This is a genomic window from Cytophagaceae bacterium ABcell3, from assembly GCA_030913385.1.
Taxonomy (GTDB): domain Bacteria; phylum Bacteroidota; class Bacteroidia; order Cytophagales; family Cytophagaceae; genus ABcell3.
In genome coordinates, this window is record CP133159.1 from 900,663 (window position 1) to 927,377 (window position 26,715).

Below are 26,715 nucleotides of genomic sequence, written 5' to 3' on the forward strand. Positions count from 1 at the left end.
ACGTTTTTCAGTGCGCCCTACATAAAAAGGGTAGAGGATTACAGTCTTCTACCCTTTTATATTTGCTTTCGATATACTACTTTTCTGTTAGGAGCTTTGTGCGTTTAATAAAAGCCTATTGCATATAAGGCTTTATTTGAAAATCCGAAAGTGCTACCTCAAAATTTTCTTTGCCCAGCAAAGCAACAGCAGCGGAAAAGCTTTCGGTAACTTTTACATTTTTTACATAAAAAGAATCCTTGCAGTTTCCTGGGACAAAAGATTTAAATAAAGTTCCCGGTTTTCCGGTGTCCAGTTCTGATATTTTAAACCTTAATCCTCCTCCATTGGCTTTGGCACAAGCTTCTTTTCTAGTCCAGGTGTCAAAAAAGGCAAGCTCCTGCTCGTCTCCTTGTAAGGATTGGTAGTTGGCAATTTCGGCTTTAGAATAAAAACGAGCAGAAAGTGTACTATGATCCAGCGGACGGATTTTTTCAATGTCTACCCCTATTTCATGTAAATGGCTAATTCCAATTAGACACATATTTGAGGAGTGCGAAATACTGAATTTTAAATCTTTATGCGAATCTAGTACTAAATACGGCTTGCCTTGTTCTGTGTAAAGGATCTCTAATTTTTCTGGAGAAACCCCTGTAACACTGTACAATACTTTTCTCAAAAGTATTCTACAGGCAATAAACTCTTCGGCATAGCGCCTTTTATGGAACAAGGCGGCACGTTCATTTTCAGCTTTAGACAAAACTACCGAACACTCATGGATGGTAGGTAATATCTGATGCCAATCAGCCAAGAATAACTGCACTGAAAGATCTTTCTGCGACATAAATGTTAAATAATATAGTCGGAAACCACACGTGATTCAGTGATTTCTTTTATGAGTTTCCCAACTTCTACATGTTCAGGGTGCTTTTGGTAGGTAGCTAAGGCTTCTTGGTCTTTGAAAGAAGAATATAAACTTATATCGTATGCCGCATCAGAAGGGTCGATGTTGATGCCTACTTCAAATTCTACAATTTCGGATATTTTTTCAGGCAAAGCCTCTAGTTTCTCCTTCATTTTTTCAATATTTTCCTTTTTATCTGCCTGGTCTTTGATTTTCCAGCAAACGATATGTTTTAACATGGTAGAGATATTTTTAATATGCGCAAAAATAAAAAATCTATAACGAAATTTTTATACTTATTCTGAAAATCAAGCAAAAAAACTGGATTATTCATTAGATTTCTTTACGAGGGCAAAAGAACCAATAGAAAGTTCTAATGCATATTTCAGGTTAAACCTTCCCCTGTTTATGATGTTTTTATACAAAAGGATTGTTATGAACCTGATGAAAATTTTTGGATCGATTTTGACCTTGCTTGGTGCAGCAGGATTGATTTATACTGCATAAGTTTTTATACAACATGGTTTGGATAACTGGATAACAGGCTTGGTAGTGTTTATCGTAATCATTATTTTCTTTAGTGTCGGTACGGGGATGATTAAAACGGATCAAAAGAAAGAGTAACTGCTAGAGAGTCTTTGTTGCTATAGCTTCTTCAGTAGGTTTGTCTTTTCCAACGGGAAGCTAATGTTATTTCATAAACAAAATATTGTATAAAACTTTTTGTTATGCATTAATGCCACTAATTTTGTTTAAAAACATTCTATGAAGAAATACATAAAGATTGCTGTAGTGGCATTGTTTGCTTCATGCTCCGGGGCTTCATTAGAAAAAGAGCAGGAAATAGATGGTTTTGCGCTACCAGAAGGTGTGGTTCAGCATGAAAAGTATCTATATGTTTCCAACGTAGGAAAGAAGTTTGAGCCTTTAGAAAAGGATGGAGATGGTTTTATCAGTAAAATGAATGAAGACGGTGATGTGATAGATATGCATTACCTGCCACTAAACGATACCTTACATTCACCTAAAGGAATGGGAGTGGTTAATAATGTTTTGTACGTAACTGATATCGATCGTTTAAAAGGTTTTGACCTGACTACTAGAGAAAAGGTTTTCGATCTTGATTTTTCGCGTGAGAAAACATTGTTGTTGAATGATATAGCTGTTAAAAATGATTCTGCGCTGTTTGTTTCTGCCATGGATATAGGAAAAATTTATGAAGTTGACCTAACTTCTAAGAGCTATAGGGTAATACAAGAAGTGCAAAAGCCTAATGGGCTGTCATGGGATGCAGAAGAACATATTTTATATGTAGGTATGTTTGGAAGGGAGGATAATGCCAACGGTAATAATGGGGACTTAGGAATGATAACTTTTGCAGGAGACGCCGTGCTTTATGAAGAAATTAGCAGCTATCAAGGCAATATAGATGGTGTGGCTATTGATAATGGGCATGTACTTTTTTCTGATTGGCTGGCTTATGGCGATAAAGGTGGTATAAAAATGCTTGATTTGGCAACTGGAGAAATCAAAGCTATCTCGGACCATAAGATTGATGGACCTGGAGACTTTTTTTACAACCCGATCAGCAAAAAACTTTGGATCCCTAAAATGAAGGAAAACAAAATATTGGTTATAGACTTGGATTAGCGCTTTTTTTAGAAGCATACTACTTTTATAAAAAGGAGGCAGAAATGTTCTCCTTTTTTTATAACCTTGACCCTTGCAGGCTTGTTTCTATAAAAAGAGAAATGTGATGGCAGGAATAAGGAAGCGAATTAATAAAATTATCCCTTGGGTCAAGAAAAAGGAAAAGACGTTTGTTAACTGGTCGGGGAGTGTGAAATTTACACCCGAAACTATAGCAGAGCCAAGATCAACGGAAGAAGTTTCTGATTTGGTACGTCGGGCATTGTACAAAGACAAAACTATACGCGTGGCGGGCGCCGGTCACTCATCTTCTCCTTTGTTGCAGACAAGCGACACCTTGCTTTCATTTAATCAAATGAAAGGAGTTCACTCTTATGACATAGAAAAGCAGCAAGCTACCATTTATCCCGGAATGACTGTAGGTGAAATAGGCCAAGAGTTGCTAAAACTAGGTTTTTCGCTGCATAACACAGGTGATGTGGACATGCAGAACTTGTCGGGTGCCATAGGCACTGGGACGCATGGTACAGGAATTGGACTTCCCAATCTTTCGGCAATGCTGCATGGAGTGGAGATGGTAAACGGGAAAGGTGATGTTTTAAGTTTCGATTATGATAAGGATCCAGAAATGATGGATGCGCTAAGGGTATCTATGGGGGCTTTAGGTGTATTTACAAAAATGATCCTTAATACCACACCTGCTTTACAACTAGACCGTAAGGAGTATTGTACCCATGTAGATGTGGCTATGCAACATCTTAATGATCTTGTCCAAAATAACCGGAATTTTGATTTTTACTGGTACCCGCGTAACGACTTGGTCAAACTTCGTACGCATAACCTGCAAGGGCAGAAAGAGCAACTCTTGCCTTATGCAAAACTCGCTAAGGAAAAAACAGGATGGTTAAATGAAATTCTACCAAAATTTCGACACTTAAAGTATGAGGAAATGGAATATGCCTTGCCTGCCGAAGCTGGCCCTGATTGCTTTGCTGAGGTAAGAAAAAGGGTGAAGCAAAAGCATAGGGATTATGTTGGTTGGCGTGTACTGTACAGGACTGTACAAGGGGACAATTCTTGGCTAAGCCCATTTTACCAAAGGGATTCTGTAACTATAGCAATTTTGCAGAATCTGGGACTTCCATATTGGCCATATTTTAAGGATATCGAACCTATATTCCGGGCTTATGGAGGCCGTCCACACTGGGGTAAGAAACATACCCTTACCGCTGACACTTTGAGAGACCTGTACCCTCGGTGGGATGATTTTATGAAGGTTCGCAGGATGATGGATCCTAAAGGGATTTTTTTAAATAGTTATTTGAAAAAACTATTACACGTATAAAACATGGAAGCACTAGGGAAAAACATGTGGATTGTGCCTGGGGGGCATATCCCAGCAAAAAGTAATGGCCATGAGCCTGAAATGGTCAGCAATGACAAAATGTCGGTACTCAATGTGTCTCAAGAGGAAGCTGATCTCAATATTACCATTTACTATGGAGATGATGCTCCTTTGGGGCCATATAATCTGAAAGTTGAGGCACGCAGGGTAAGAAAAGTAAGGTTTAATGATTTAATAGATCCTCGGGCAATTCCATTAGGTAAGGATTACTCAGCTGTAATTTCCTCCAATGTGCCTGTGGTAATACAGTTTAGTAGATTAGATAGTAGCCATAGTCATAAAGCCATTACTGGCACTATGGCTTACTCAGAAAGTTCATAATTCATTAATTTTTATGGGAGACCTTTCCGTAGTGATTACCATATTGTCGGCGATGATTACGCCGGCGATCCTTATTGTGGCAACAGGTTCATTATTACTGACTACCTCACAAAGGTTGGCAAGAAGTATAGAACGTACACGAAAACTCAGCGACCAATTTGAAAAGCTGACAGAGGAGCCTAGTGATAAAGCCAACACAAAGTTTGAATTTCTGTATCACCAACTACAGTTTGCTTCTAACAGGGCACGGTTGTTACAAAAAGCGATGACATCACTTTACTTGGCAATAAGTATCTTTATCCTCACAAGCTTTTTAATTGGTATTTTTGAGATCACCAATGCAGAATTTGCTTATTTCCCGTTAATGTCTGGGATGCTCGGTGCTATGTTGTTGTTTTTAGCAAGTATGCTGTTGATATTGGAGTCAAGAATAGCTTTGAAATCCGTAAACCAGGAAATGGCCAATGTGCTTCAAGTAAACAACCCAAACCAGTTAAAAAACAAAGGTCGGCCCTAAAGCCGACTCTCTTTATCTCAAAACCTGTCCATCAAACTTCTTCAGCGTGTCTTAGGCGTGCATTTATCTTAAATTTCACGCCTTGTAAAGCTTTCGCCACAGGACAGTTTTTGCTTGCATTTTCCGCAAAGTCTTGGAAAGTCTCATCGTCAATGTTTAATATTTCTGCATCACAGAAAATTTCAATTAATGTTATTTGAAAACCATCACCGCCTTTTTCTAAATGGACTTTGTCTTCTGTATGAATAGCCTTGACAACAAAGCCAGCAATAGATAGCTCGTGAGCAAGCGACATGGAAAAACAAGAAGCATGCGCCGCACCAATCAACTCCTCAGGGTTTGCACCTTTCGAGTCCTCAAAACGTTGACTGAACGAATAAGGAACTTTTTCAAATGTACCACTTTCAACACTAATATGCCCTTTGCCTTCTCTTAGGCTTCCGCTCCAAAAAGCACTTCCTTTTTTTTCTTTCATACCTTTCACATTTATCCCTTTTATGGGAAACTTTTGAAGCATAGAATTGTTGGAGGAAAGCGAACGGCATGGCGTCGTTCTTTGTTTTGCATTCACTGAATAAATGTTATAACTTCATTTTTTAATTTAAAAAGAAATGAAAAAGCTTTTCAAGCTCCTTGTTTGGGCGGCCGCTATATCAATAGTGGTTTATTTAGCAGCCTTGCCCAAATTACGGTCTTCGCAGGGAAAAAGCACCAAAAGGGCTCAAGCAGGTACTTCAGCTATGGCTGTAAATATCCATCAAGTAAGTGGTGCAACATTAGATAATAAAATAACCTCTACCGGGACGGTATTGGCCAATGAAGAAGTAACATTACAACCTGAAGTATCAGGTCGGGTAACGGGTATACATTTTAATGAAGGTACGCTGGTCAGAAAGGGAACGCTGCTTGTAAAATTAGATGACCGTGACTTGCAGGCTGAGCTATCTAAAGTTATTCACCAAATAAAGCTTGCCGAAGAACAGGAAAAAAGGCAGAATACGCTATTAAAAAAAGGAGGCGCTAGCCAGGCGGAGTATGATATAGCGCTCAATGAACTAAACGTACTTAAAGCGGAAGAAGCATTGCTACGGGCTCGTATATCCAGGACTGAGGTCAGGGCGCCATTTTCTGGCATAATTGGTCTGAGAAACATAAGCACAGGAACCTTTGTGTCATCTGCCACCAATATTGCGGGTCTGCAAGATGTAAGCAAGCTGAAAATCGAGTTTAGTATCCCTGGAAAATACGCTATGTATGTTAGGAAAGGGCAGAAAGTAAGATATACCATTCCAGGAGTAAAAGAGGATTTCCCTGCTGAGATATATGCCATCGACCCTAAAATTGATCCAGACAGTCGTACCATTATGGTTCGGGCTTTATCTACGCAACATCAAAAAACTGTGTTCCCCGGAGCTTTTGCAGAAGTAGAACTTGTGCTTGATCAGATCGAAAATGGCATATTAGTTCCTTCAGAAGCAATTGTGCCTGATATTCGCGGACATAAAGTATACCTTTACAAAAGCGGTAAAGTGGAAGTGGCTCCTGTCGAAATTGGCTTTAGAAAAGAACAGATGACGTATTTGGCCAAAGGGGTAAACCCTGGAGATACTGTCATTACCTCTGGCATGATACAGTTGCGTCCGGGCATGGATGTATTAGTTAAATAATAACAGCATAACCTATTTATGAACATATCAGCTCTAAGCATTCAAAGACCTGTTTTGGCCATAGTAATGACTGTGGTTTTATTGGTTTTTGGTATAGTAGGTTTTATGTACTTAGGCATAAGGGAGTACCCTGTGGTAGAGCCAGCGGTCATTACAGTAACCACCACTTACCCGGGTGCGAATGCTGATGTTATAGAAAGCCAGGTGACAGAGCCGCTTGAGCAAACGATCAACTCTATTGACGGGATTAAGCAAATTACCTCTACTAGCCGGGAACAAGCAAGTATAATCAGGATTGAGTTTGAGGTAGAAGTGGATTTAGAAGCTGCCGCAAACGATGTGCGGGACCAAGTTTCTAGGGCGAGGAGGCAGCTTCCTCAAGATATTGATAATCCCATAGTTGATAAATCAGATGCATCTGGACAGTCTATTATATATATGACTGTCTCAAGTAATACCAGAAGTATCTTAGAGGTAAGCGAGTACGCAAATAATGTACTGAAAGAAAAAATACAAACCATCAAAGGGGTAAGTATGGTGCAGGTGTTTGGCGAAAAAAAACCTGCTATGCGCTTATGGATGGATCCTCAAAAAATGTCAGCGGCTAATGTCAGCCCCCAAGATGTACAAGTTGCCCTTGCTAGAGAGAATATTGAATTGCCTTCTGGAAGAATAGAAGGGGACAATACAGAGCTAAGTGTACGAACCTCCGGATTGTTGTCTACTGCAGAAGATTTTGACAACCTCCTTATCCGAAACGAGAACGGTCGCTCTATACGCTTCAAGGACATTGGTTATGCAGGTTTAGGGCCTGAAAACCCCAGAAATATTCTGAAAAGAAATGGAGCGCCTATGGTTGGTGTGTCGGTGCAACCTCAGCCTAATGCCAACTCTATCGATATTGCTGATGAGTTTTATGTGAGACTTGAGCAGCTTAAAAAAGAAGTGCCCGAAGATATTGATATTGAAATAGGGTATGACTTTACCACTTATGTTAGAAAAGCTATTGTAGAGGTTCAGGAAACTATATATGTAGCCTTTGGTTTGGTGGTAGTTGTTATTTTCCTTTTCCTGCGTGACTGGCGTACAACCATTATTCCTGTAGTAGCCATTCCGGTTTCCATTATTTCAGCCTTCTTTATCATGTATATTGCTGGCTTCTCCATCAATATTTTGACCCTTATGGCTATTGTACTGGCCATTGGCCTGGTATGTGACGATGCCATTGTTGTCATGGAGAACATATATAGCAAGATAGAGCAAAAGATGCATCCGGTACAGGCAGCATTTGCTGGCATCAAAGAAATATATTTTGCTGTAATAGCTACCACCATAGCCATTGTAGCTGTTTTCCTTCCGGTGCTTTTTATGGATGGGTTGACAGGGCAACTGTTCAAAGAGTTTGGAGTGGTATTATCAGGGGCAGTCATTGTTTCCTCTTTCGTGGCATTGACACTCAGTCCTATGATGTCTTCTAAGGTGCTAAAGTATAGGGAGAAGCCTAACAAACTGTACTTGGCTACAGAGCCTTTTTTTAATAAGTTGAGCAATGCGTACCAAAAAGCTCTTGATAGTTTTTTGGAAAGGCGATGGCTGGCATGGCCTGCGCTGGGCGCATGCTTTGCTCTTGTCATATTCTTGTTCACAGATATTCACAGTGAACTTGCTCCGGTAGAGGACAGATCAAACCTGAGGATTATGGCCACTGCGCCGGAAGGGATCAGCTATGACTATATGGAAAAGCATATGGACATGCTCAATGACTTGCTGATGGAAGCTATACCAGAGGTAAAGACACCTTTAACCATTGTAGCCCCTAGCTTTGGCGCCCCAGGTTTGGTCAATTCAGGTATTCAAAGCATCTATTTGGTAGATGCAGAAGATAGGCAAAGAAGCCAACAGGACATTTATAATGAACTTACCTTTGAATTAAAGAAGGTGACTTCTTTGAGGACAACCGTGGTGCAGCCTCCCACTATTGGTAGCCGTTTTGGTGGCCCTCCTTTGCAGTATGTTATTCTTGCCTCTTCTTTTGACTCTTTGAGAACCGTTCTTCCAAGGTTTCTTGAAGAAGCTAGAAAAAGACCCGAGCTTACTTTTGTGGATGCTGATGTTAAATTTAACAAGCCTGAAATTACCTTAGACATAAACCGTGAAAAAGCTTCTTTATTGGGAGTGTCTGTCGAAGATGTAGCCCGTACCTTACAACTAGCCCTTAGTGAACAACGATATGGCTACTATATCATGGATGGCCGGCAATATCAGGTAATTGGACAGGTGACCCGTCAATATAGGGACAAACCTACAGATATCCTGAACCTACAAGTCAGGACTAAAAGTGGAAAGATGGTTCAGTTGGATAACATTGTAACACTTAAAGAAGAAGTAAATCCTCCGGCGAGGTACCGTTTTAACCGTTATGCATCCGCAACCATATCAGGGGGCATGAGCCCTGGGTATACCTTGGGTGACGGTATTGCTGCTTTGGATGAGGTAAAAGAAAAAGTCTTGGATGAACACTACAGTACAGCGCTGGCAGGGCAGTCTAAAGACTTTTCAGACAGTTCAAAAAGTTTATATTTTGCCTTTGGTCTCGCTTTGTTGCTTGTGTACCTTGTGCTTTCCGCTCAGTTCAATAGTTTCAGGGATCCTTTTATTATTTTATTGACCGTACCTATGGCTGTCGCAGGTGCTTTGTTGAGTTTATGGTATTTTGATCAAACTTTTAATGTGTTTAGCCAGATTGGGATCATCATGCTGGTTGGACTTGTGACCAAAAACGGTATTTTGATTGTTGAGTTTGCCAATCAGAAAAAAGAGGCGGGAATGTCGGTGTTAAAAGCTGCCTTGGAAGCTTCTACTCAACGTTTAAGACCTATTCTCATGACCAGCATGGCCACCATTTTAGGTATTTTGCCACTTGCCATGTCCTTAGGTTCATCTTCTGGTAGCCGTCAGTCCTTAGGAATTGCGGTTGTAGGTGGACTATTGTTTTCTGGATTTTTAACTTTGTTTATTATACCTGCCGTTTATACATGGCTGACCAGCCCGGCAAAAAAGAAGGAAGTAACATCAAATGTGGAAGTATTGGAAGCTTAGTTTCTGTTTATTGTTTTTGAGTACCTGCCCAATCGCTGCACAGGAAACGCTTACACCAGAAGCCGCTGTGGAAGAGGCATTGCGCAATAACCATGATATTATTATTGCCCGGGTTGACAAGGAGACGGTGAAACAAAATGTGTATATTGGTAATGCTGGCATGCTGCCAACAATAGATGTTACAGCCACAGAGCAACACGCTATAGAAGATACCAGGTTACAGTTTATTGATGGCGATGTGGTAGATCGTGACAATGCAGCATCTAGGACCAGAAGTGTGGGGGCTTTGCTAAACTGGACACTTTTTGACGGTATGAGTATGTTTTGGCAGTATGACCGGCTCAAAGAGTTGGACGTGCTTGAAGAGTATAGGATGAAAGAAACTATCGAGAACACGGTTCAGCAGGTGCTTAATGCCTATAACAACCTTGTTTTACAGCAACAATTGCTTAATGCCTACTCAGAAGCAGCAGATATTGCGCTGCAAAAATTAAGGCTTAGTGAAGATCGCTTAGAGGCAGGGGTAGCGCCACGGGCGGAAGTTCTCCAGGCCAGGGTGGATTATAACCTCCAACGCTCTAACATGCTGCGCCAGAAAACTGAAATGCGCAGTGGGAAAATTGAACTTAACAGACTGATGGGGGTAGAAGACGCAGAATATGGCATAGAACACGACTATAGGTTTGAAGACCGCCTAACCTTGGAAAATCTTGTTGATGAAATGACCGGAAGGAATAAGTCGCTCCTTCAGGCAGCCGTGAACAGAAATTTGGCCACCATTGACAAGAAAATTTCAAATTCATTGTTTTTCCCCACCATAGGGTTATATGCAGGGTATAGCCTAACCACTGCTGACAGTGAGGCTAATATTATTACCTTTCGGCAAGCCGGTGGTTGGAACTATGGCATAACAGCCGCTTGGCGGATATTTGACGGTTTTAACCAGTCCAGGCAAAACCAAATAGCACGTATCAGAGAAACTCAGAGTCAAAATTTGTTCAATATGACCAGGCACAATTTGAACTCTGAGGTAACAAATGGGTACACGGTGTATGAAAATAACCTGCTGATTCTTGAGCTTGAAGAGGAAAATATACTTATAGCCCAAGAAAACCTGGAGCTGGCTATGGAAAGGTTTGAAGCTGGTGCTATTAGTGCATTTGAACTTAGGGAAGCAGAACTTTCATATAACGAAGTCAATAACAGGCTGGCGTCGGCACGGTTTGAGGTGAAAACGGCAGAACTGGAACTAAAGAGGCTGTCGGGGAGAATTCTTGAAGATAAAGAATAAATATTCAGTAAAAAAAATCGTTTATTTATTTGTCGTATATTTTCTACTTTTAGAGAATGGATTTTAACCCGAAATATTTATTAGGGCTTCGCTTGTACGTTTAGTTAAACTCAAAACAGCCAATGGTAGACATTTGTGTCGAAACCATAGTGAGACTATGAACTTTAATATACCTTGGCTTTTGATTTTTGCTTGTCATGGTGAACCCTATCTTAATATTTAGGTTTTAACCTAGATTATGCAATAGAAAGTTCTAATGCATATTTCAGGTTTTAAACATCCTGGAACAAATTACGTTTCTCTTTTTTATCGTACTTATCATTCTAAATGAAAATGAACAAGATCGTAAAAAATACAGTAAAAAGTTTAGCTATAATCTTTGCTGTAGTTTTGCTGGTAGTCGTCTCAGCCGTAGGTGCTGCCTGGTATAATCAGGATAGGATTGCCAATATTGTCCTTAAGCAGCTTAACGATGCCCAAGAGGGACAAATGGAGGTAAGCCGGGTGCGTGTCGCTCCTTTCAGAAACTTCCCTTATATATCTATTGAACTTGATAGTCTTACCTTGTACCCAGATAAAAGTGGTAAAAGCGTTCCTGTTTACCAAATAGGAGAAGCTTATGTAGGCTTTGATGTGTATGATTTGATGAGAGGGGAGTATACCATGAAAAAAATCTTGCTTAAAGATGGTTTTCTGGATTATGTTAAGTATGAGGATGGAAAGATAAACCTGTTCATGGCCAAGTCTATTGGTGAAGAGAGTGATGACGAAGGTGGTGAAGCATCAGAAATTAACCTAGACCTTCAAGAACTGGTTATCCAAAACCTTCTGATAAAGAAGACGGACTACTCCTCTGACCAATATACAGAGGTGCAGTTGCAAGATGCTAAGGCAAAGTTTGCCTACAGGAACAACACTATAGATATACATATTGATGCAGACGCAGACCTGAATGACTTTTCTTCAGGGGGGACTTCTTTCTTTCATAATAAGCACATGGAAGTTCATACCGATGTCCACTACGATATGAGTACCTCTTATCTTAAAGTAGATCCTAGTGAGTTTATACTTGAAGCTGCCACTTTTGAATTTGGAGGGGAGGTGTCTGATATTGAAGATTCCATAGTTTGCAACATAGACCTGCATGCCAAAAAGTCTAACTTTGACCTTATCATGGCCTTTGCTCCTGATGAATATGTTGCGCAGTTAAAAGATTTTAATAACAAGGGTGAAATATTTGTAAAAGGAAATATTCAAGGGCCTGCTGGCTATGGTTTGACCCCGCAGGTATTTGTAGAATTTGGATGTGCCAACGCTTCTTTTACCAATACATCCAGAAACCGCAATTTGAGGGATATTAACTTTACAGGGTACTACACCAATGGTAAAGAACGCAGCATGGAGACTTCTGAAATTGCCATTAAAAACATAACCGCTAATCCCGACAACAGTACATTTAAAGGAAGCTTTAAAGTCAGAAACTTTGTAGATCCATTGATTTTTATGGACTTACATACTAAACTTGACCTCGAAGTACTATCAGAGTTTTATGCTGTAGATGGCGTAGAGTACATGAAAGGGATAGTATCTGTAGATATGACCTTGGACGAGCTAATTGACCCCGACAGTGCTATTGTTGTAATTACCAAACTAAGAGATGGTACGGATAGCCGGATTATATTTGATAATGTACGTGCAAAAGTGACAAATTACCCTCATGAAATATTTATCAAAAGTGGGGAAATCGATATGGCGGGTGATAATGTTATTCTTCATCATTTCAACGCTTCTATAAAAGACAGTAAACTTGATCTAAAGGGAGAGATTACTAGACCAATGGCTGTATTCCATGGCCAGCCAGGTAAAGTAAGGTTTACATTAGAAGGAGTTGCGCCAGAATTAAACCTTAAAGAACTGCTTGCGCATGACCCAGCTATGGCGGAAGAATACAATGACGTAATTAGGGACCTAGACTTTAGGGTCGACTTTATTACAACCACAGAAGATTTAAAAGAATATAAATATATTCCACAGTCAGACTTGTTGTTAGACCACCTTACCATGACCATTGATAAATATCCTCATAAAATCAATGATATTAGTGGTAGGGTCATTATGAACGACAATAAGCTCACACTTCATAGTTTTAAGGCTTCTGTTGGCGATAATGACCTTTATATAACAGGCGATATCCTAAACCCAGAAGCTTTAATGGATGAAAACGCCCAAAAAGAGGTGAAGTACAATACAACCATTAAGACTAAATACCTTAATGTAAAAGAACTGCTGTACTATGACGGCAAATATTTGACCAGCGATGAAATTGAAGAGGAGATTATCCGTGACTTTGAATTTGTAGGCGCGGGTAACTTTATCAGTAATTCTTTTTGTCCTAGTGGGTTCTTGAGCCATACCGATATTAAACATTTTACGCTTAGGCTTAATGATTTCCCTGCCTTGAAAGATGTAAAAGGGGTAATAGATACGGATACTAGCGGGACTATTAGTTTAAAAGGGTTTTATGCAAAAATGGGCAGGACGGATGTTGGGCTAGACCTTACGTTGGAACATTATCTTGATACCTTGAAGTCTCATAAGCATATTAGAGGGAAGTTCAAATCTAAGATGCTGGACTTTGACGAATTGACTAATTATCAACCTGCATCTGCTAGTAACTATAATGCAGAACCTGTTGACCACGACAGTGCTTTCAATGTTTTTGCGCTGGCATTTCCTGATATGGAGTTGGAGGTTGATATTAAAGACTTGAGGCATCATAAATATTTAATAAGTAATATAATTGGGAAAGTTAGAAGTACACCTGACCATTTCTTGTATATTGATAAGCTTGCTTTAGATGCAGCAGATGGACATGTTGATATTGAAGGTTATTTCAATGGTTCAAATAAAGATGAGATTTACTTCTTTAGTGACATTAATCTGAAAAATATTGATATCGACAAAGTGTTCTATAAATTTGACAATTTCGGTCAGGACTATATGATTAACGAGAACCTGCATGGAATACTGGATGCTGAGATTAAGTCTAAGGTACACATGTATCCGGATTTTGTTACTGATCTTGCCAAAACGGACGCAACAGCTAAAGTAACTATTAAAGATGGGCGTCTGGAAAACTTTAAGCCTTTACACGCCATGGCTGATTACTTTAGTGATAAAAACTTAGATAATGTTCGGTTTGGAGAAATGTCTAATACCTTTACCATTAAAGATGGCTATATCAGTTTCCCTTCTATGAAGATCGCATCAACTTTAGGGTATTTATATATAGAAGGTAAGCAAGACTTTGACAATAATATGGACTATGAGGTAAAAGTGCCACTGCAAATGGTTAAAAAGGCTGGGTGGAGTGCCGCTAAGTCCAAGCTTAAAAGAAACAAAATTGAAGAAAAAGAATTTGAAGATAAAGAAGAAGACATTATTGATGAGCAAACTGGTATACTTCGTAAATACATAACAGTTAGCGTATCAGGTAATTCTGATGACTTCAAAGTGAGGTTGGGAAAGAGAAGGAATAAATAGGGCCTGCTGAAAAAGTCACAAGTGTGCAAGATACGCACGGCCTTACATGAAGACGTATTGGAATACTTCGAATGTAAGGCCATAAAGTAGATCGTGCGCTTGTGGCTAGCCCAAAAAAATATTGGACTAAAAGCTTCTCAACTTACTGTGCATGGAAAAATCGGAAATAACCGAAAAACCCTTGCACCTATACCTCCTATTTTTTATACAAATATATACAGATCAATTTTTTGGGCGTTTTTCAGCGCGCCCTAAATAAAAAAGCCTCCACTAGGGAGGCTTATAAAAAATTATAACTGAAAAAAATGCTAATCCGGTTTTTCATTTCTGAAAGACCGGTTTTTTTACAGTTTATTTAAGGCATTATTTAAAGACGCATTCATTTCTTTGAAGCGTGCCATAACGCTATTCATAAACTCCTCATCCTCGATGACTTTCTTAGCATCTTCGTCACCAACTACGTCCATCTCGCTAATTTTATAAACCTGTTCATACATCCCCTTCTCCAACTTTAATATATATTTCCCATTCCATGAATATATGGTGATTTTAAATTCCAGGTGAGGTATTTCATCAACGATTCTCATCGGTATATGTAGATGTTGTTTTGAATGCTTCTCAAAGTTACAAAAAAAAAGTACGCAAAAACAGGCGAGTTTAAATGCATTTGAAAAACCCAATGTCTGACTTTGTAAATTGTTGATTTATAAATTGGTGTAAAATAAAATTGTTGTAATATTACAGCGTTTTAAGAATGTTTTAAACATGTTGACTATGCAGGAAGTACTTAAATGCTCGTTAAGAGTAGCAGGTGTAATAAGCCGCACCAAGATTTAACTTCCATATTAAACAGTGCTATAGTATATTGCTTCAAATTTTGTAAAAACTAGAGTTTTGGGCTTACGTCATAATTATTTTCATAGCTTTTTTATTGTATTACTTCTTATAGGCTTATTTGCCGGCAATGCGAATGCAATCAAGCCCATTGTGTTGTCCAATGATTTGCAGGAACTGTTTATCGTAAGGGAATATGTGGAATATATGGAAGATACCGCAGGAGTGACATTAGATGAAATATTAAGTTCCGAAGATCTCCAAAATCAATTTGTACCTAGCACCTTTCAAGACCTTATCAACCAAAACAGGAAAGCTGTTTACTGGCTAAAGTTTCATATCGTAAAAAATGACATAGATATACAACCTTTTAGAATAGAGCTTTTTGATTACGATATTGATGAAATCAGCTTTTTCTATCCTGATAGTACAGGAAAGTTTGTAGAGCATAAAGCTGGTTTTTCGATGCCATTTTCCTCTAGGGAGGTAAACCATAAAAATGTAAGCTTCATCCTGCCTAGCCATATTGAAAATGATACATTGTATATGCGTTTTGCTTCGGATAAACGGAACGTCTTGGAGCCAGTACTTCGATCTTATGACCGTATTTTTAACTATGCAATAAACGAGTATGTCTTAATAGGCATTTTCAATGGGCTATTGCTTGTAATGATTTTATATAACCTTCTTTATTTCCTTAGTTTAAGGAAGTTATATTATATTTATTATGTTATTTATGGCTCAGGTACCCTTTTGTATTTAATGTGCAGAAACGGCACCGGGTTTCAATATTTATGGCCCAATTTGCCTCAGATAAATGATTACATGGGGGAAACAGGGCTTTTTCTAAGTAGTATTGGTATGCTGCTTTTTTCTTCTAGTTTTCTGGGGTTAAAAAGAAGGTTGCCTATAATATATAAGATTCTTTTTGTGGTCTTATCAATTAGAGTTGTCATATATGTCATGCAGCTATTTCACCATCACTTTTATTTATTTGAGCTGGTTGACTTGGGTTTTATGATAGCGGTGCTTGGTGTTTCCCTTCATTTATATTATAAAGGAACTTATAAACCTGCTAAATGGCTGGTTATTTCTTATTCCATTTTATTGTTCTCATATTTAGTATCAGTTCTGGAGCAGGCCACTTTCCTTTCTTCAGGAGTGATTACTGTATACGCTGTAAATTTTGGCATTGTGCTAGAATTTACATTTCTGTCCATGGGTATTGCTGAAATGATTAAGGACACTTATAAAGAGCGTAATAAAGCACAGGCTAATCTTATCGTGCAGTATAAACAAAATCAGGAGTTAAAAGAAAAGGTTAACCGTGAGTTAGAGGCAAAAGTCGCAGAGCGCACCAAAGCGCTTCACGAAGCTAATAGAAAGATGGAAGAAAAGGCTGAGGAAAATATTAAAATGAGTATCTCGCTTGACCTGGCAAATAATGAGCTTAAGAAGTACATCAATAATTTTGCTATTTCTACAGTTACCAAATCTCACATAGATTTTGAAGACTTTAGGAAGGCTTATCCAGACGAGCCATCTTGTATGCGCTATCTTAAAGGCCTTAAAGATAAAATCGGTTACAAATGCATCAAATGCGGTAGTGTCAAGTCCATTAAGGGTAAAAATCGTTTTGACAGACGTTGTGCTGTTTGTAACTACAATGAATCTTTGACATCAAACACTATTTTTCATAGAATCAAGTTCCCTCTTACCAAGGCTTTTTACATGCTTTACATCTACTCAAGAGATATTGATGTAACTGCATCTGAAATGTCTGGTATGCTTGACCTTCAAAAGACTACGTGTCAAAATTTTAAAAATAAGGTATCGGAAAGAATAACCTTACTTACGGGTAAAAGCAAGTCAAAGGACTTTACTTGGGAAGACCTCATTTATGGTCAACAGTATCAAAAAAGTTGATTTTTACAATACAAGTTGTTCTATGAGGTCTAATAGCAATTCCTTTTTTCTCACAGAAACTGGGATGTGCTTACCATTCGTCAACACCACATAGCCACCTTCGCTTTTAATATACTTGCTTATGGTATTTATATTAATAATGAATGACTTGTGTATTCTTAGGAATGTTTCTGGCGAAAGTCTTTCTGAGAGTGCTTTTAAGTTTCTTGAAACTAGTAGACACTTCCCATTATTTAAATGGAGTCTGGTGTAACCGCCATCCGCTTCAGCAAACATAATATCCTCTACATTTAAGAATACACATTCATGCTTGTCCATTACAACAATTCTTTTTTGTGAAAAGGTTGTTGCAGGTTTAATTTCAGGAGAAATAGCAATAGCTTGTTTCATGGTCGTTGGGTTTTGATTAAGTGATTAAGTATGAAGCAAAGATATGTTGGGCGACAAAAAATAAAGGAAAATTACGCCGAAAAAGCATCAAAACTCATGGGGTATGTCCTTTAAAAAATAAGGAAAAAAACAAATAAAGGACGTTTAAAAAACCTTTTAAATATGCGAGGAAGGCGTTTTTGGAAAAAATAAAATTTCTTAAGGACGTAGTTTAATCATAAAGGACAAGGCTGTTAATAGCCTCAAATATCCAGTATGCTCTCTCTGAAAAAATAGGGAAGTGAATAGCGCATTTGGATAGTAGCATTGGGCCTAATTTATCCACCAACGTAGACACCGATCTTGGTTGGTGGATAAAGTGAATTTTTCTGCTAGTTATAGATGGGTTATTTTTGCCTTAAATCTACAGCTTAATTTTTACCTTTAGTAAAGTATCTTAACCCACCCTGTAGATGTATAGTCAGAGTCATCTCCGCTGCCCTTAAATTCTATTACATAATAATAGGTAGCAACAGGCACCAACTGTCCATTGCGGGTGCCGTCCCAAGGTTGGCGATATCCGTGATAGTCTTCATACATAATGTTTCCCCAGCGGTTATAAATCCTAACTACTGTTTGTGGGTATTTTTCTAGTCCATCTATAAGCCAATAGTCATTTAAGCCATCATTGTTTGGTGTGAACGTATTAGGTATCTTAACAGGTGTATAGTTATTGACGACTATATCTTTCGTTAATTGGCAACCTCTGCCTGCAGGGCCTGTAAACATAGAGACTTGATAAGAAGTAGAGAAGTCTTCATCTTGAGCCACATAATATGGGATAGAAATATCAGATGTCTCCCCGTCTACACTTTCTGGAAAGGTTAGAAAGTCCGTAGGGTACCAAGATACTTCTGACAAGGTGTCATAATGTAAAGGGGCTAACTCTAATGGCAATAAAGTTTCTTTGCCAGGCTGGTAGGTAACGTAAAGCTCTTCTTTGGTAAACCATCCTTCAGGTTGTTCATATATTTTTATGTACAAACTGTCATAAACAGGAGGGCAAATTTCTGCTGAAACCCTAAGCACATATAGACCACTGGCAGAAGGCGCTTCAAGCTCAAAAGAATTTGGAGTGTTGCCTGAATAGAACTGCTCTTCAGGAGAGAACCATTCATATAGCGATGCATTTGAATCTTCCCGAGCTGTTGCAATGATAGGGCCGTCAGTTTCGCAAATTGTATCAGCATTGGTGATAATCTCGGCATTGGGTATCTCGTGCACATCTTGATAGTGTATATCTGACCTGCCAGTTTGCTGATATACGCAGTGGTGGTTTGAAATTACTTCAACATAAAACGATTGGTTTTTATGTACTGTCACATCTATAGTGTTCTGCAGCGAATCACTGGAAGGCAGTATTCCGTCTTGGTCAAAAAAGCGGAAAGCAGGGGTTGGACCTACACCCTCACCCGTTATAGCTGTTAATGTTATTTCCTCGCCTTCACATACAGGCTCTAAAGCTTCTAATGAAACCTCTGGATAAAAAGCTTCTTCTGGAAAAACAGAAAGTATTGCGGTGTCCTGAGGACAAACACCATTGGATATGATCCATTCAGCGACTAAAGTATCGCTCATAGATTCAAAATTGGTAAGCATCGACGCATGGTCTTCCAACATTATGCCTATGTCTCCTGTGTTGTGAATGATATTCCATGAACCAGTGCCTACTAGAGGGGTATTTCCTGTCAAAACTTTATTTGCTTCAGCCAAACAGTAAACAGTTGTATCTGACTTGCTTCCTGAGACAGTAGCTTCTGACGGATGTAAATCTACTTGTATTTCAATTTGCTCAGGGTCGCTAACACACCCATTTAGGGTAGTTTCTACAACAGTTCCTGTCACCAAATCATTTTCTACATAAAATGTTATGGAATCAGCAGTTGATTGTTCATTCAAACTGTTTTGTCCTGTGTTTATCTGGAAAGAAAATTCGCTTCCCTCTAAGCCTCTTACTGGCAAACTTACTTCATTGCCCTCGCAGATAGGCCCAACAGGTGTTATTTGGGGTTGGTGAACAGTATCTACCACTACGGTAATAGTTGTTGCAGGGCTTTCGCAGAGGTAATTGCTCTGTGTTACCTGGTACTGTTCGGTCACGACTTGGCGGGCCAGTTCCGGCCTTGAGGCAAAAAGGCTGTCGTTTTTGTACCAGCTCAAGGTATTGGAGCCGCTTGCGGTAGCTTCCAGTACGGGCAGATCTGCAATGTTCTGGCAGTAACGTACCGTGTCGGTGGCTACAGGCGCCAAAGGCACTTTTACGACCACGGCTTCTCGCATCAAGGAGTCTGCACATCCGTCGTCGCTGACATATTTGTAGCTGACCTCATACAGCCCGGAGTCTGCCGGCGGTGTGAACAGGCCTTCTGGGGAAACTGTCGCCCCTCTGAAAACGCCGCCTTCTGGGTATGCGCCTGTCAGGTCAAAAGGCTCAGAGGCGGTACAGGCATCCGGTATTTCATCAAAAGACACCTCTACATAGTCATAAACTACCAAAGAAACTACCGCACGGGCAGTTTGGGCACTGTCCAGGCTTTTTACTTCAGCAAAATATTTCCCGCCATCTGTCAGGTAAGTGGCTTCAGGGTTATTTACGGGACTGGTAAAGTTTTCGTCATTGAACCAGTGGACATAAGAATCCTGATAGCCACTGACGGCATCGTTTAGGCTTGTCAGGTCGTAACCGCCATATTGAGCAGGCAATCCGGCCATGTTGGCGCAAATGGCCACCGTGGTGTCGACAGGGGTGAGGGTGCATTCCAATACATACACGGAATCAAGTTGTGAGCAAGCGTTTTCCGTTGCCGTTAGGTAATACCAACCCGGCTTATCGACCACGGGCGAAGGGATATCGTCCCCGCCAGCAAAAGTGCTTCCTTCCGGCCCTGTCCATTCATAGGTAATGCCATCGCCTGTAGGCCCTCCCGACAAACCAATCTGTCCGCTGATGCAATCGAGGCGCTTGTCTTCTCCGGCATCTGTCAAAGGCAAAAGGTTCACTGGTACATGGTAAAACGAGGTGTCGCTGATGCACCCGTCTATGCTGGTTTCGACGATATTTCCAGAAACATCATGGTCTGCTACCACAAATTGCATAGAGTCATTTTCTGCATAAACAAGTGAGTCAACCCCAGTAATGTCGTTCCAGGCAAAGGAGCTTCCTTCAAGGCCGTGGACATATAAGTTTTGCAGTGACGCCTCGCAGAAAGGCCCTTCTGGCGTAATAGTCGGTCGCACCGGTGTGGTATCTACCACTACCGTAATAGTTGTTGCAGGGCTTTCGCAGAGGTAATTGCTCTGTGTTACCTGGTACTGTTCGGTCACGACTTGGCGGGCCAGTTCCGGTCTTGAGGCAAAAAGGCTGTCGTTTTTGTACCAGCTCAGAGTATTGGAGCCGCTTGCGGTAGCTTCCAGTACGGGCAGATCTGCAATGTTCTGGCAGTACCGTACCGTGTCGGTGGCTACAGGCGCCAAAGGCACTTTTACGACCACGGCTTCTCGCATCAACGAATCTGCACACCCGTCTTCGCTGACATATTTGTAGCTGACCTCGTACAGCCCGGAGTCTGCCGGCGGTGTGAACAGGCCTTCTGGGGAAACTGTCGCCCCTCTGAAAACGCCGCCTTCTGGGTACGCGCCGGTCAGATCAAAAGGCTCAGAGGCCGTACAGGCATCCGGTATTTCATCGAAAGACACCTCTACATAGTCGTACACCACCAAAGAAACTACTGCACGGGCAGTTTGGGCACTGTCCAGGCTTTTCACTTCAGCATAATATTTCCCGCCATCTGTCAGGTAAGTGGCTTCAGGGTTATCAACCGGACTGGTAAAGTTTTCGTCATTGAACCAGTGGACATAAGAATCCTGATAGCCACTGACGGCATCGTTTAGGCTTGTCAGGTCGTAACCGCCATATTGAGCAGGCAATCCGGCCATGTTGGCGCAAATGGCCACCGTGGTGTCCATGGGGGTGAGGGTACATTCCAATACATACACGGAATCAAGTTGTGAGCAAGCGTTTTCAGTTGCCGTTAGGTAATACCAACCCGGCTTATCGACCACGGGCGAAGGTATATCGTTCCCGCCAGCAAAAGTGCTTCCTTCCGGCCCTGTCCATTCATAGGTAATGCCATCGCCAGTAGGCCCTCCCGACAAACCAATCTGTCCGCTGATGCAATCGAGGCGCTTGTCTTCTCCGGCATCTGTCAAAGGCAAAAGGTTCACTGGTACATGGTAAAACGAGGTGTCGCTGATGCACCCGTCTATGCTGGTTTCGACGATATTTCCAGAAACATCATGGTCTGCTACCACAAATTGCATAGAGTCATTTTCTGCATAAACAAGTGAGTCAACCCCAGTAATGTCGTTCCAGGCAAAGGAGCTTCCTTCAAGGCCGTGGACATATAAGTTTTGCAGTGACGCCTCGCAGAAAGGCCCTTCTGGCGTAATAGTCGGTCGCACCGGTGTGGTATCTACCACTACGGTAATAGTTGTTGCAGGGCTTTCGCAGAGGTAATTGCTCTGTGTTACCTGGTACTGTTCGGTCACGACATGGCGTCCCAGTTCCGGCCTTGAGGCAAAAAGGCTGTCGTTTTTGTACCAGCTCAAGGTATTGGATCCGCTTGCGGTAGCTTCCAGTACGGGCAGATCTGCAATGTTCTGGCAGTACCGTACCGTGTCGGTGGCTACAGGCGCCAAAGGCACTTTTACGACCACGGCTTCTCGCATCAACGAATCTGCACACCCGTCTTCGCTGACATATTTGTAGCTGACCTCGTACAGCCCGGAGTCTGCCGGCGGTGTGAACAGGCCTTCTGGGGAAACTGTCGCCCCTCTGAAAACGCCGCCTTCTGGGTACGCGCCGGTCAGATCAAAAGGCTCAGAGGCGGTACAGGCATCCGGTATTTCATCGAAAGACACCTCTACATAGTCGTACACCACCAAAGAAACTACTGCACGGGCAGTTTGGGCACTGTCCAGGCTTTTCACTTCAGCATAATATTTCCCGCCATCTGTCAGGTAAGTGGCTTCAGGGTTATCAACCGGACTGGTAAAGTTTTCGTCGTTGAACCAGTGGACATAAGAATCCTGATAGCCACTGACAGCATAATCTAGGCCCGTCAGGTCGTAACCGGCATATTGAGCAGGCAATCCGGCCATGTTGGCGCAAATGGCCACCGTGGTGTCCATGGGGGTGAGGGTGCACTCAGCTACATAAGCAACATCTGTTTCTGTACATTCTTTTTGGATAACAGTTAATGTATACTCGCCTGGTCTGTTTATGGTTATAGCTGCTGTAGAATCATTGGGCAAAATGGTGGCACCCGCAGGCCCTTCCCATTTAAAAGAAGTTTCTGGGGTTGTGGTACTGCCCAAAAGAGGTGCTGTGCCAGTAATACAGTCCAATCTTTGGTCGTCTCCTGCATCTGCCGTAGGAACAATGCCTGATGTAGTTACTTCTACCGTATCAGTCATTGAACAAATATTGTCAACGGCTTTCAGTACATAAAGACCCGGAACATCTGCTTCCGTGGTCAAGCTTAAGCTGTCTGGCAAGAAATTAACACCATCTGGTCCTTGCCAGTAATAATTTTCTAGTCCTAAGGCAGAGAAACCTGACAGCATTGTATGGGTATCTCCACATTCAATATTTGCAGTTGGCCCTGCATTTATACTATCTACTACCACTGTGTCGGATGCAGAGAGCGTAATTTGACAACCTTCTGGACTTAAAAGGATCACATTGGGGACATATTTTCCTGGCTTGTTGTATAAGTGAGCGATTGAGTCTGACTCATTAAGATGGGAAGTGGAAGAAAGGTCTCCAAAATCCCAATAATAAGAAGATATATTGCTTCCTATGACTTCAGCGTTCATTTCTTCTCCCAAACATAAAAAGGTGTCAGCTACTGCTAGTTCTCCTATGGGGCCTTTGATTCGCACAGGCTTGCTGGTTGTGTCTTGGCAACCATTTAGCCCAGTTACTATTAATTGTACATTGTACTCCCCTGCCTGCGGATAGAAATGACTCACTTCCACATTTTCTGTGGTAGAAGTTTCTCCATCGCCAAAGTCCCAAGTATATGTATGGCTATACGTAGACGTACTGGTAAAAGGTAAGGAGAAAGAGCCTACGCAGCGAGAAGTGTCCGGGCCAATTTCAAAATCGGCAACTGGTCTTACCAGCCGTACATAATCTGTTCTGGTCAAAGAGTCTATGCAGCCACCATTATCTTCCACAATAAGTGTTACGGTATAGCTTCCGGTATCTGCAAAAGTATACCGGTGGTTTCCTGCATATCCATTGGCTATCTGTCCATCTCCATATATCCAAGTGTACTGGTTGGCACTGGAAACCTGTGCACGGGACTGGTTTCGGAAAAGGATATTATGAATCCCGCACCTAAGGGTATCATTGGTTGAAAAGTTTGCTTGCGGAGCATAAGAGTAAATATGCTGCGTATAGGAGTCGGTGCAGCCTAGTTCATCTGTTATGGTGAGTGTTGGGGTATAACGCCTATAATGGCCATTGTGCTGGTAGCTTCTTGTAATGGTGGTATCATGGTCAAAAGTCAATGAGCCATTTCCAAAGTTCCAAGTCCTTTCAACGATTGGGGTGTTCCCGTTTTGTCGAGAGCTATCGGCAAAAATGACTTCAAAATCGTTGGAGCAAAACTGTGTCGTGTCTACCACAAACCTAGCTTCTGGGCCATTGACCACGATAGGTTCAGGATATATAAGCGAGTCTACACAGCCAAACTTGTCTTCAATAATCAAGCGAGGGTAAAAGATGCCGGTATCTGCGTATGTGTGACTGGTATTTCCATTTAGATATCGCTCAAACCTGTCATAGTGACTTTCATTGTCAATAATTTCTCTTTCTGTCCCATCTCCAAAGTCCCAAGTGTAAGTGGCGATATTGCTGGAGTCGATACCAATTGTATTAAAGTTTACCGTTAGGTTCCTACAAATATCAAGGTTGTCTACAGAGAAGTTTGCTTCTTCATCTACAACTACGACCCTAATAGAGCGCTGGGTCAATTCAGAGGTATTAATGTCTCTCAGCGTTAAGGTCACAATAAACCTTTTGTCTTCCTCATCGTCAGGGAAAGTATAGGATATTTCTCTTTCGGAAGTTTCGATCAATTCGCCATGCAGTTCCCATGAGACAACTTCGGCGTTTTCTGTGGTATCGGTAAATACAAAAGTATACTTATCGTCACAATCTCCAGGTCTTCCCACGCCGAAACCGCCTCCACCACCGCCGCCTCCTCCACCACCTCCACTGCCATCATCATCACAAAACTCGTTGACTAATACACTCTCTGGCTCTGAAGAAAAAGTACACCCTTGCTCGGTAATAGCTGTTACAAATGGGCTGTAAGCGCCTGCTTCTGTATAAACATGTGCTGCTTCTCCAGCCGCTACAGTGTCCTTTTCTCCATTTCCCCAATCAAAAATATAGCTTTGGACAGGGTCTAGAGATGTTACACGTGTTTCCATATTTACTCCATGTGGCATACAGCCTTCTTCAGGAAGCAACTCCGTAGTTATAGTCGGCCTTCTGTTTCTAATAGTTAATGCGGTACTGTTTTCACATTCAGCTTCGTTGCGGGCCGTCAGCCGTACTGTGTAATTGCGAAAAGCTTCAAAGCTATGTGTTACTTCCTCATTGTCTTCTGTATTTAGGGTGGTGCCATCTCCAAAATTCCATGTATAGTCAATGGCATTTTCTGACTCATTGGTAAAGGTAACATTGTGTGGCACTTGGCACCCGTCACGATGGTCTACACTAAAGTTGGCACTAGGCGCAGGTAAAACAACAATGTTTTGAGTCACAGTATCGCTACTGCACCCCGATAAATTGTTAGAATTGAAATACCTGATCTTCCAAGTTCCTTCTTGGTTAAAAGTATGGGTACGAATGGTTCCATTTCTCCAGTTTCCAACATCTTCAATGAACCAACGTCCGTTTGTACTAATTCCTGTAGTGTCGGTGGTAGACCTAAGTGTTATGCGGCTTCCTAGGCAAATAGTGTCTGGCGCATTAATCCCAGCTACAGGTCTGCCGATGATTACATTTCTATTTCCTGTTCCACGGAACGTAGTGGAGCATGTTTGGGTTGGGTTCATGGCAGTAATGCTGACAGAATAAATACCCGGCTCAGAAAATTCGTGAGAGACAAAGGTTTCATTATCTTCACGCACATTTCCATCACCAAAATCCCAAATAAAGCTAAAGTTGTCACTTTCTGGTGATATATTTTCAAAAGTTGCGGTGTGTGGGGCTTCGCAACTAAAGTTATCGGTTGATAGGAAAGATGGGTTGATTTTATCATAAACCGTTACCAGCCGCTCAATAGCTTTAGAACCAGTGCAGCCTACACTATTTCGGACTATTAAAGAAGGGGAGTAGTTTCCTCTACTGCTATAGGTGTGGACAGGGGAGGTTTCTTCCTCAAAACTATCTCTGGTACCATCATTATAACTCCATTCCCAGTGCACAATTTCACCATCGCCTGGGGTGCTGTGATCGGTAAATGTTACATCTAAAGGAGGACAACCTTCTGTAACATCTACACTAAAATCTACATTAGGGTTACGGTAAACTTGAAACTGTGCGGACTTCTCTGATGATGACTCCCCGTCACTCACTATAAGAGTAGCTTCATATAAGCCTGGCTCCAAAAAATTTCTTGTAAAATTTATACCAGAACCAGTACCTAATGAAGCTCCCGTGCTAAGGTTGCTGAATTGCCATTGATAAGAAAGTTCTTCGCCTATAGAGGGTGAGGCATCGAACTGGACAGTACGGCTACCACAAGAGTCGCCAGGTGTGAAATAAGTAAAATCTGCCTCTACCTGTGCGAATGCCTGAAAAGAGAGTAGGACAAAAACAAATAACACAAAACATGGATGCCTCATAAATGAACAGGTGTCGAAAATTTAGTATGCGGTAATGTTTAAACTACAAATATACTTCAATATCAGCAAGTTGTTAATATTATTTAAATAAAATATATACTGTAGTATCACTTAATTTTTTTAAAGTTAAAGCATAAGTTCATTTTTCTCTCAGTAAGCTTGTAAGCGTCCTATATGGGTTGACAAGCGTAGAGGAAAGAGACATAACCGTTATAGGCGAAAAGG

General features: G+C 41.1%; 15 protein-coding genes. 9 read left to right on the forward strand and 6 right to left on the reverse strand.

Features of this window, described 5'->3' with window-relative positions:
- Nucleotides 1-115: 115 nt before the first annotated feature.
- Both RCC89_03875 and RCC89_03880 read right to left on the reverse strand, forming a co-directional pair.
- Nucleotides 116-823 carry a 4'-phosphopantetheinyl transferase superfamily protein gene (locus RCC89_03875; GenBank protein WMJ72304.1) on the reverse strand — a complete coding sequence of 236 codons (708 nt, stop codon included), beginning with the start codon at nucleotides 821-823 and terminating at the stop codon, nucleotides 116-118.
- 5 nt (nucleotides 824-828) lie between these two features.
- The gene (locus RCC89_03880) at nucleotides 829-1,122 is read right to left on the reverse strand and encodes a Dabb family protein (protein WMJ72305.1); all 294 of its coding nucleotides are present in this window, start codon (nucleotides 1,120-1,122) and stop codon (nucleotides 829-831) included.
- A gap of 526 nt (nucleotides 1,123-1,648) precedes the next feature.
- On the opposite strand from RCC89_03880, the gene RCC89_03885 reads away from it, so the two are divergent.
- The 4 genes from RCC89_03885 (at nucleotide 1,649) to RCC89_03900 (ending at nucleotide 4,776) form a co-directional block, all read left to right on the forward strand.
- Nucleotides 1,649-2,533: an SMP-30/gluconolactonase/LRE family protein gene (locus RCC89_03885; protein ID WMJ72306.1), complete on the forward strand. Its 885-nt coding sequence runs from the start codon at nucleotides 1,649-1,651 to the stop codon at nucleotides 2,531-2,533.
- Between the two features lie 106 nt (nucleotides 2,534-2,639).
- A complete protein-coding gene (locus RCC89_03890; protein ID WMJ72307.1) occupies nucleotides 2,640-3,878 on the forward strand; it encodes a D-arabinono-1,4-lactone oxidase in 1,239 nt (412 codons plus the stop codon).
- Nucleotides 3,879-3,881: 3 nt separating this feature from the next.
- Nucleotides 3,882-4,259, forward strand: a complete 378-nt coding sequence (locus tag RCC89_03895) for a sensory rhodopsin transducer (protein ID WMJ72308.1) — start codon at nucleotides 3,882-3,884, stop codon at nucleotides 4,257-4,259.
- A gap of 13 nt (nucleotides 4,260-4,272) precedes the next feature.
- Nucleotides 4,273-4,776 (forward strand): DUF2721 domain-containing protein, encoded by a 504-nt coding sequence (locus RCC89_03900; protein WMJ72309.1) that lies wholly within the window; start codon nucleotides 4,273-4,275, stop codon nucleotides 4,774-4,776.
- 31 nt (nucleotides 4,777-4,807) lie between these two features.
- On the opposite strand, the gene RCC89_03905 is transcribed toward RCC89_03900, so the two are convergent.
- The gene (locus RCC89_03905) at nucleotides 4,808-5,251 is read right to left on the reverse strand and encodes an OsmC family peroxiredoxin (protein WMJ72310.1); all 444 of its coding nucleotides are present in this window, start codon (nucleotides 5,249-5,251) and stop codon (nucleotides 4,808-4,810) included.
- Between the two features lie 136 nt (nucleotides 5,252-5,387).
- On the opposite strand from RCC89_03905, the gene RCC89_03910 reads away from it, so the two are divergent.
- The 4 genes from RCC89_03910 to RCC89_03925 all read left to right on the forward strand — a co-directional run bounded on the left by RCC89_03910 (nucleotide 5,388) and on the right by RCC89_03925 (nucleotide 14,376).
- Nucleotides 5,388-6,443 (forward strand): efflux RND transporter periplasmic adaptor subunit, encoded by a 1,056-nt coding sequence (locus RCC89_03910; protein WMJ72311.1) that lies wholly within the window; start codon nucleotides 5,388-5,390, stop codon nucleotides 6,441-6,443.
- Nucleotides 6,444-6,461: 18 nt separating this feature from the next.
- A complete protein-coding gene (locus RCC89_03915) occupies nucleotides 6,462-9,542 on the forward strand; it encodes an efflux RND transporter permease subunit (protein ID WMJ72312.1) in 3,081 nt (1,026 codons plus the stop codon).
- Nucleotides 9,520-10,833: a TolC family protein gene (locus RCC89_03920; GenBank protein ID WMJ72313.1), complete on the forward strand. Its 1,314-nt coding sequence runs from the start codon at nucleotides 9,520-9,522 to the stop codon at nucleotides 10,831-10,833. Before RCC89_03915 ends, RCC89_03920 begins: the two co-directional genes overlap by 23 nt.
- Nucleotides 10,834-11,166: 333 nt before the next feature.
- The gene (locus RCC89_03925; GenBank protein WMJ72314.1) at nucleotides 11,167-14,376 is read left to right on the forward strand and encodes an AsmA-like C-terminal region-containing protein; all 3,210 of its coding nucleotides are present in this window, start codon (nucleotides 11,167-11,169) and stop codon (nucleotides 14,374-14,376) included.
- Between the two features lie 344 nt (nucleotides 14,377-14,720).
- On the opposite strand, the gene RCC89_03930 is transcribed toward RCC89_03925, so the two are convergent.
- Nucleotides 14,721-14,963 carry a hypothetical protein gene (locus tag RCC89_03930; GenBank protein WMJ72315.1) on the reverse strand — a complete coding sequence of 81 codons (243 nt, stop codon included), beginning with the start codon at nucleotides 14,961-14,963 and terminating at the stop codon, nucleotides 14,721-14,723.
- Nucleotides 14,964-15,270: 307 nt separating this feature from the next.
- Between RCC89_03930 and RCC89_03935 the strand changes: the two genes are divergently transcribed.
- On the forward strand, nucleotides 15,271-17,136 hold the full coding sequence (locus RCC89_03935; protein WMJ72316.1) for a 7TM diverse intracellular signaling domain-containing protein: 1,866 nt from the start codon (nucleotides 15,271-15,273) through the stop codon (nucleotides 17,134-17,136).
- A 3-nt stretch (nucleotides 17,137-17,139) separates the two neighbouring features.
- On the opposite strand, the gene RCC89_03940 is transcribed toward RCC89_03935, so the two are convergent.
- Nucleotides 17,140-17,526: a LytTR family DNA-binding domain-containing protein gene (locus tag RCC89_03940; protein ID WMJ72317.1), complete on the reverse strand. Its 387-nt coding sequence runs from the start codon at nucleotides 17,524-17,526 to the stop codon at nucleotides 17,140-17,142.
- A gap of 423 nt (nucleotides 17,527-17,949) precedes the next feature.
- Nucleotides 17,950-26,490, reverse strand: a complete 8,541-nt coding sequence (locus tag RCC89_03945; GenBank protein ID WMJ72318.1) for a PKD domain-containing protein — start codon at nucleotides 26,488-26,490, stop codon at nucleotides 17,950-17,952.
- Nucleotides 26,491-26,715: the final 225 nt, after the last annotated feature.

What these genes read in the sequence shown, in the direction of transcription:
- RCC89_03880 (WMJ72305.1), bottom strand. Translation starts at nt 1,122, where the DNA reads ATGTTAAAACATATCGTTTGCTGGAAAATCAAAGACCAGGCAGATAAA.
- RCC89_03945 (WMJ72318.1), bottom strand. Translation starts at nt 26,490, where the DNA reads ATGAGGCATCCATGTTTTGTGTTATTTGTTTTTGTCCTACTCTCTTTT.
- RCC89_03940 (WMJ72317.1), bottom strand. Translation starts at nt 17,526, where the DNA reads ATGAAACAAGCTATTGCTATTTCTCCTGAAATTAAACCTGCAACAACC.
- RCC89_03905 (WMJ72310.1), bottom strand. Translation starts at nt 5,251, where the DNA reads ATGAAAGAAAAAAAAGGAAGTGCTTTTTGGAGCGGAAGCCTAAGAGAA.
- RCC89_03900 (WMJ72309.1), top strand. Translation starts at nt 4,273, where the DNA reads ATGGGAGACCTTTCCGTAGTGATTACCATATTGTCGGCGATGATTACG.
- RCC89_03930 (WMJ72315.1), bottom strand. Translation starts at nt 14,963, where the DNA reads ATGAGAATCGTTGATGAAATACCTCACCTGGAATTTAAAATCACCATA.
- RCC89_03885 (WMJ72306.1), top strand. Translation starts at nt 1,649, where the DNA reads ATGAAGAAATACATAAAGATTGCTGTAGTGGCATTGTTTGCTTCATGC.
- RCC89_03925 (WMJ72314.1), top strand. Translation starts at nt 11,167, where the DNA reads ATGAACAAGATCGTAAAAAATACAGTAAAAAGTTTAGCTATAATCTTT.
- RCC89_03875 (WMJ72304.1), bottom strand. Translation starts at nt 823, where the DNA reads ATGTCGCAGAAAGATCTTTCAGTGCAGTTATTCTTGGCTGATTGGCAT.
- RCC89_03890 (WMJ72307.1), top strand. Translation starts at nt 2,640, where the DNA reads ATGGCAGGAATAAGGAAGCGAATTAATAAAATTATCCCTTGGGTCAAG.
- RCC89_03895 (WMJ72308.1), top strand. Translation starts at nt 3,882, where the DNA reads ATGGAAGCACTAGGGAAAAACATGTGGATTGTGCCTGGGGGGCATATC.
- RCC89_03920 (WMJ72313.1), top strand. Translation starts at nt 9,520, where the DNA reads ATGTGGAAGTATTGGAAGCTTAGTTTCTGTTTATTGTTTTTGAGTACC.
- RCC89_03910 (WMJ72311.1), top strand. Translation starts at nt 5,388, where the DNA reads ATGAAAAAGCTTTTCAAGCTCCTTGTTTGGGCGGCCGCTATATCAATA.
- RCC89_03915 (WMJ72312.1), top strand. Translation starts at nt 6,462, where the DNA reads ATGAACATATCAGCTCTAAGCATTCAAAGACCTGTTTTGGCCATAGTA.